This window comes from uncultured Winogradskyella sp. (genome assembly GCF_947498005.1).
Taxonomy (GTDB): domain Bacteria; phylum Bacteroidota; class Bacteroidia; order Flavobacteriales; family Flavobacteriaceae; genus Winogradskyella.
In genome coordinates this window covers 375,980-382,370 of record NZ_CANMIW010000004.1, presented here as the reverse complement: position 1 = coordinate 382,370, position 6,391 = coordinate 375,980, and the positions used below count along the sequence as shown (strand labels likewise).

At 32.2% G+C, this 6,391-nt stretch carries 8 protein-coding genes; 5 read left to right on the top strand and 3 right to left on the bottom strand.

Features of this window, described 5'->3' with window-relative positions:
• Positions 1 to 172: 172 nt before the first annotated feature.
• The 5 genes from thrS (at position 173) to Q0891_RS09945 (ending at position 4,306) form a co-directional block, all read left to right on the top strand.
• Positions 173 to 2,116, top strand: coding sequence for a threonine--tRNA ligase (gene thrS, locus Q0891_RS09965; RefSeq protein ID WP_299101209.1), 1,944 nt, complete (start codon positions 173 to 175; stop codon positions 2,114 to 2,116).
• Positions 2,117 to 2,149: 33 nt separating this feature from the next.
• The gene (infC, locus tag Q0891_RS09960; protein ID WP_299101224.1) at positions 2,150 to 2,698 is read left to right on the top strand and encodes a translation initiation factor IF-3; all 549 of its coding nucleotides are present in this window, start codon (positions 2,150 to 2,152) and stop codon (positions 2,696 to 2,698) included.
• Between the two features lie 60 nt (positions 2,699 to 2,758).
• A complete protein-coding gene (gene rpmI / locus Q0891_RS09955; RefSeq protein WP_173282254.1) occupies positions 2,759 to 2,956 on the top strand; it encodes a 50S ribosomal protein L35 in 198 nt (65 codons plus the stop codon).
• Between the two features lie 102 nt (positions 2,957 to 3,058).
• Entirely contained in the window at positions 3,059 to 3,403 is a 345-nt protein-coding gene (gene rplT / locus Q0891_RS09950) for a 50S ribosomal protein L20 (protein ID WP_173282253.1), read from the top strand.
• A gap of 105 nt (positions 3,404 to 3,508) precedes the next feature.
• Positions 3,509 to 4,306: a Cof-type HAD-IIB family hydrolase gene (locus Q0891_RS09945; RefSeq protein WP_367179567.1), complete on the top strand. Its 798-nt coding sequence runs from the start codon at positions 3,509 to 3,511 to the stop codon at positions 4,304 to 4,306.
• On the opposite strand, the gene Q0891_RS09940 is transcribed toward Q0891_RS09945, so the two are convergent.
• From Q0891_RS09940 to Q0891_RS09930, 3 genes are read right to left on the bottom strand one after another with little or no spacing between them, the layout of a single operon-like run.
• Entirely contained in the window at positions 4,286 to 4,708 is a 423-nt protein-coding gene (locus Q0891_RS09940) for a secondary thiamine-phosphate synthase enzyme YjbQ (protein WP_299101207.1), read from the bottom strand. The genes Q0891_RS09945 and Q0891_RS09940 overlap by 21 nt on opposite strands.
• Before the next feature lie 21 nt (positions 4,709 to 4,729).
• Complete coding sequence (locus Q0891_RS09935) at positions 4,730 to 5,005, bottom strand: EF-hand domain-containing protein (protein ID WP_299101205.1); 276 nt, start codon at positions 5,003 to 5,005, stop codon at positions 4,730 to 4,732.
• 57 nt (positions 5,006 to 5,062) lie between these two features.
• Positions 5,063 to 6,247 (bottom strand): asparagine synthetase B, encoded by a 1,185-nt coding sequence (locus tag Q0891_RS09930; RefSeq protein WP_299101219.1) that lies wholly within the window; start codon positions 6,245 to 6,247, stop codon positions 5,063 to 5,065.
• Positions 6,248 to 6,391 lie beyond the last annotated feature (144 nt).

Below are 6,391 nucleotides of genomic sequence, written 5' to 3'. Positions count from 1 at the left end.
GCAGTATAACATACCGATCTCTAAATAATAGTTAAACAGAATATAAATGATACTTACTACTCTTTAACTTTTACATTCATAGTTAAGACTCTTTTATTATTTTATAGAAACTTCACTTTGTCTATTATATATATAGGTATATCTTTGTAGGCTAAAATTTATACTATATATAATGATAAAAATTACTCTACCTGATGGTTCGGTTAGATCTTTTGACAAAAAAGAAGTAACACCTTATGAAGTGGCTGTAGATATTAGCGAGGGATTTGCTCGTAATGTTATTTCGGCAAAATTTAATGATACAGTTGTTGAAACCACCACTCCATTAACTACAGATGGTAGCCTTACTTTATACACATTTAAAAATGATGAAGGTAAAAAAGCTTTTTGGCACTCATCTGCCCATGTATTAGCACAAGCTCTTGAAGAATTATATCCTGATGTAAAACTATGGGTAGGTCCAGCCATTGATAATGGGTTTTACTATGATGTAGATTTAAAAGAAGGTTCAATATCTGAAAATGACTTTAAAGCTATTGAAAGCAAAATGATTGAAATAGCCAGAGGTAAACACGATTTTAAAATGCGTACTGTTTCTAAAGAAGAAGCCCTCTCCTATTATAAGGATAAAAACAACTATAAAGTAGACCTAATTGAAAACCTAGAAGACGGAACAATTAGTTTTTGTGATCATTCATCTTTTACAGATTTATGTCGTGGAGGTCATATTCCTAATACTGGAATAATAAAAGCGGTAAAAATTTTAAGCGTTGCTGGTGCTTATTATAAAGGAGATGAAAAGAATAAACAATTAACTAGGGTTTACGGGATTTCGTTTCCGAAACAGAAAGAATTGACAGAATATCTTCATTTATTAGAAGAAGCTAAAAAACGTGATCATAGAAAACTTGGTAAAGAACTGGAGTTATTCACATTTTCGCAAAGAGTTGGTCAAGGTTTACCACTTTGGTTGCCTAAAGGTGCTGCACTGCGGGAACGTTTGGAAAATTTTCTTAAAGCAGCACAAAAGAAAGCAGGTTATGAAATGGTTGTAACTCCGCACATAGGTCAAAAAGAACTTTATGAAACTTCTGGGCACTACGCTAAATACGGAGAAGATAGTTTTCAACCTATTACCACTCCTGCCGACGGAGAAGAATTTTTATTAAAACCAATGAATTGCCCTCACCATTGTGAAATATATAACAGTAAGCCATTCTCATATAAAGAATTACCGAAACGCTTTGCTGAGTTCGGAACTGTATATAGATATGAACAAAGTGGAGAACTACATGGATTAACTCGAGTAAGAGGCTTTACACAAGATGATGCTCATATTTTTTGTACTCCAGATCAATTAGACACAGAATTCAAAGAGGTAATTGATCTCGTATTATATGTTTTTGGTTCGTTAGGATTTGAAAATTTCACAGCACAAGTTTCTCTTAGAGATCCTGAGAATCCGGATAAATATATTGGTAGTGATGAAAATTGGGACAAAGCAGAAAAAGCTATTCTAAATGCTGCAATTGATAAAGGTTTAAATTATGTAGTTGAAACTGGTGAAGCTGCATTTTACGGTCCTAAGTTAGATTTCATGGTAAAAGATGCCTTAGGTAGGCAATGGCAACTAGGAACAATTCAAGTTGATTATAATTTACCAGAACGATTTGACCTTACATATAAGGGTAGTGATAATGAGATGCATAGACCTGTAATGATCCATAGAGCTCCTTTTGGAAGTTTAGAAAGATTCGTTGCAATTTTATTAGAACATACAGGTGGAAATTTCCCGCTATGGCTAATGCCAGAACAAGCAATTATTATTTCTATTAGTGAGAAATATGAAAAATACGCCGAAAAAGTTTTAAATGTGCTAGAAAATGACGAAATTCGCGCCCTCACAGACAACAGAAATGAAACTGTAGGTAAGAAAATTCGCGAAGCTGAAATGCAAAAGTTTCCGTTTATGATTATTGTAGGTGAACAAGAAGAAAAGGACAATACTATAACTGTACGCCAACATGGAGGAGATGATCTTGGCACAATTACTGTAGAAGACTTTACGAAATTAGTAAATGACAGAGTAAATAAAAGTTTAAAGACTTTTAAATAATATAAGTTTAATTTAAATACAGAAGCCATAGCAATACGTAGAAACAGAAAGAATTATACAAGACGTGTATCTCAAGAAGATAAACACCGTATAAATTCCAAGATCAGATCTGAAGAAGTAAGACTTGTCGGAGATAATGTCGAAATAGGTGTATACCCTATAAAAAAAGCTTTATCCATTGCCGATGAACAAGGTTTAGATCTTGTAGAGATATCGCCAAATGCGAAACCTCCTGTTTGTAAAGTTATGGATTATAAAAAATTCCTTTACGAACAGAAGAAAAGAGAAAAAGCATTAAAATCTAAAGCAACAAAAGTCGTTGTTAAAGAAATTCGTTTCGGTCCTCAAACAGATGACCATGATTATGAATTTAAGAAAAAACATGCTGAAAAATTCCTTAAGGATGGCGCAAAGTTAAAAGCCTTTGTATTCTTTAAGGGAAGATCCATCGTTTTTAAAGAACAAGGCCAAATTTTATTATTAAAATTAGCTCAAGATCTCGAAGAATATGGAAAAGTTGAGCAAATGCCTAAGCTAGAAGGAAAGCGTATGATTATGTTCATCGCACCTAAGAAAAAATAAGACTAACTGTTAAATCAGTTAAAAGATAATAAGCGAAACGTAAATTTAAAAGAGGAGAAAATGCCTAAAATGAAAACAAAATCGAGTGCCAAGAAACGTTTTAAACTAACTGGTACCGGTAAAATCAAAAGAAAGCACGCTTTTAAGAGTCATATTTTGACAAAAAAATCTAAAAAGCGTAAGCTTGCGTTAACTCACGATGCTTTAGTACATAAGGCTGATGAGGACAATATTAAAACAATGTTACGTTTAAAGTAATATTTTTTTAATCGGTTAAAATAAATTATAAACCCTGGAGTTAGGCAAAACAATTTAGCAAGTACCTATTTAGGTCGCCTACTACAAAAAACAATTAAAGAAATGCCAAGATCAGTAAATTCAGTAGCGAAAAGAGCCAGAAGAAAAAAGGTTCTTAAGCAAGCAAAAGGTTACTTCGGAAGACGTAAAAACGTTTGGACAGTAGCAAAAAACGCGGTTGATAAAGCGATGCAATATTCGTACAGAGACCGTAGAGTAAAAAAGAGAACATTCCGTTCATTATGGATTATGCGTATTAACGCAGGTGCAAGACAGCATGGAATGAGCTATTCAAAATTTATGGGAGGTTTAAAAGCTAACAATATCGACTTGAACCGTAAGGTACTTGCTGATTTAGCAATGAACCATCCAGAAGCTTTTGAAGCTATCATAAACAAAGTTAAATAAGGCTTTTAGCCAAATTAATAACAACATTTCGCTTATAAAATCCGGTTCATTAATTTGAATCGGATTTTTTATTTTCTAATAATCTGTTTTCCAAAATTTATTACAATGAATAACATTAAACTAGTGGTTACTGATTTGGATGGTACCTTATTAAATTCTAACCATGAGGTCAGTTCAAGATTTTTTAAAGTATTCAAAGAATTACAGAAACATAATATTCAATTTGTGGCAGCCAGTGGAAGACCATATTATAGTATTATCCAAAAACTTCCATCTATAAAAAATGAAATTATAATTGTTGCAGAAAATGGTGGTTTAATTATTCAAAAAGAAAAAACACTACTCTCCTATGCTTTAGAAACAAGTAGATTATCGCAATTATATAATTTAGTATCAAAAATTAAAAATACGCATCCTATATTCTGCACAAAAAATCAAGCTTATATTCTAAGAGCTTCTGAGAAGATTATAAACACTATTTCTGAATATTATTCAATCTATACTTTTATAGATTCATTTGAAGAAATAAAAGATGATGTTATAAAAATAGCAATATATCACGAAACCAATTCTGAAACCCATGTTTTACCATTTGTTAAACACTTAAAGCCCGAGCTTAATGTCGTAGTTTCAGGAAAAAATTGGGTAGATATTTCTGAAGCAATTACCAATAAAGGAAACGCTCTAACTTTTTTACAAAATGAACTTAACATAAATGTTTCAGAGACTATGGTCTTTGGCGATTATAATAACGATTTAGAAATGCTGGCCTGCGCAAAATACAGCTACGCTATGGATAACGCACATGATAATGTAAAAACTACTGCCAATTTTAAGACTGCATCAAATGATGATTTTGGAGTAGAAGTTGTTCTAGAGAAATTAATTACCAAAAGCCGTTAACACTAAATTTCTACCAGCAGCTTTATTTCTATGCTCACATAAATAAATTCCTTGCCAAATGCCTAGGTTTAAACGACCATTTGTAATTGGAATTTGAACAGATGTACCCATTAAAGAAGATTTTATATGAGCTGGCATATCATCAGGTCCTTCAAAAGTGTGCTTGTAATAGGATTGATTTTCAGGAACCATAAGATTTATATGGCTTTCAAAATCTAATCTCACTGTAGGATCTGCATTTTCATTTATAGTTAAACTCGCAGACGTATGTTTAATAAATACCTGTAATTGTCCTATTTTAATGGAACTAATTTCTGGAATAGCACTGATTATATAAGATGTGATTAAATGAAATCCTCTTGGACAAGCATCAAGTTTAATTTCTTTTTGATAAAATTCCACCGTTATATTTTAAAATTACAATTAAGAATTCGCCGAAATTTCATCAACTGCAAGTTTAAATTCTTCCCAATTTATACGTTCATCACCATCCTTGTCATAGCCTTCAATTAATTTTGAAGACACAATTCCTCTAATAAATCCGCTAATCTCAGCTTGCTTTAAGAGCTTTACTATTTCACTATTATTGAGTTTTCCATCTCCATTTTTATCAAAAAAAGCAAAGGCCTTTTCTGGTGTACTAAAATGATTTGTAATTAAGATTTGAATTTTATTTAGTATATCTTCCTTTGCTCCCATATAATATTGAATTAATTATTTTAAATTACAAAAAAATCAGAATATGCACTAATTAATCTAGGTCTTCTGTTTCTTCTTCTTAGCAGCTGGAAATAATACATTATTTAAAATTAGGCGGTATCCTGGTGACGTTGGGTGTAAATCTAATTCTGTCTTTGGATCTCCTACTCTATGTGTATAATCTTCTGGATCATGACCACCATAAAAAGTAAAAAAACCTTTTCCCTTTATACCATGTATGTATTTGGCTTCTCCATTTGTTCTATTTTCGCCCATTACCAATACATTAGATTTTATTTGATCTCGCGTAAACGAAGTTGTTTGTCCCATAAAGCCCTTGACTAAAGCTGTATGATTTTGAGTTAACATCGTTGGTATGGGATCCCATTTAGCGGAATATTCCATCAATGAAAAATAATCTGTAGTCTTAGGAATTTTTCTCTTCTGAGTCATATCTATAGACGAAAACTCATAAACATTGGGGCTCCGCTCAAGAGTATAATCTTTAAAAGCAAATGTATTTGTAAAGTCAATTTTACTCTGGTAACTAGGATCACTAGCATCACCATCAAACATTGGTTCACAAATATCGACACCTTCTGCAGACAATGCGATGTCAAAACTATCTGTAGCGGAGCACATAGCGAACATAAATCCGCCACCGACAACGTAATCTCTAATTTTTAGCGCAACAGCCAATTTTTCTTCTGATACTTTAGAATAGCCTAATGAACTTGCTAACTCCTCAGCATTATTTTTTTCCTCGATATACCAAGCAGCAGAACGGTATGTTCTATAAAATTTTCCGTATTGCCCTGTAAAATCTTCATGATGTAAATGCAACCAATCATAAAGCAATAGTTCATCATTTAAAACTTCTTTGTCATAAATGGTTTCATAAGGAATCTCAGCATACGTTAATACCATAGTCACAGCATCATCCCAAGGTTGTTTTCCATAAGGTGTATATACTGCAATTTTTGGCGCTTTTTCTAATACAACAGCTTCTTGATTGACAGCAGGACTGGCTATATCTTCTAAAATTTTAGCTGCTTTAGAATCTGAAATCACTTCAAATGATACGCCTCTGATTTGGCATTCTCTTTGAATAATTTCTGCGTCTGGTAATAAAAATGAACCACCTCTATAGTTTAGCAACCATTTAACTTTAAGCTCTCGTTCTAATGTCCAATAAGTAACACCATAAGCTTTTAGATGATTTTCTTGAGTTTCTGCATCCATTGGAATTAATATATAGGATGCATGAGCCTTATAGCTCAAAATCAGTAAGAAACTAAATATGATTATGTTTTTCAAGTTCATTAGAATTTAAACGAAATATAATGATTATTTAGTCTTTTAAACCTGAATTTATTATTCTTTTAA